The following is a 447-nucleotide window of genomic DNA, read 5'->3' on the forward strand; positions in this document are numbered from 1 at the left end:
AACCACCGACGAATACTGCCAAAGGTCCGCTCTATCAAGCACCTTGTCTTACTGATCACACGGTTGAATGCCTTCTGACTCTCGTTAAGAGTCTTCCCCCGAATAGCCTTGAGCATAATCCCGTCCACCAAGCTACGACCAGCTAAGTACTCCGAATTCTTTTTGCTACAATAGCCTTTGTCCGCTAGTACACTTACACCTGATGACAACTCGGACTTCTCGATCAAGGCGGGAAAAACAACAGTATCTGCAGAATTAGCCGGGGTTGTAATGAGGGCTTCCACCAAGCCTTGCTCATCGGTAAGCACGTGTTTCTTATACCCATATCGATAATGCTTGCCTTTGCGCTCCCAACGAGCCTCTGCATCAACACCGGGCTTACCACTTTTCAGTGCATCATGATAAGCTTCCTCCTGTGAGAGAGCTTCCTCTGAACGAACATCTTCT

The 447-nt window shown here is 48.3% G+C and carries 1 protein-coding gene; it reads right to left on the reverse strand.

Annotated elements, in window-relative coordinates:
- A partial coding sequence (locus HQ41_RS00530; protein WP_044186450.1) for a transposase occupies positions 1-447 on the reverse strand: 447 nt, incomplete at both ends.

Origin of the sequence: Porphyromonas sp. COT-290 OH860 (assembly GCF_000768935.1) — a bacterium.
Taxonomy (GTDB): domain Bacteria; phylum Bacteroidota; class Bacteroidia; order Bacteroidales; family Porphyromonadaceae; genus Porphyromonas.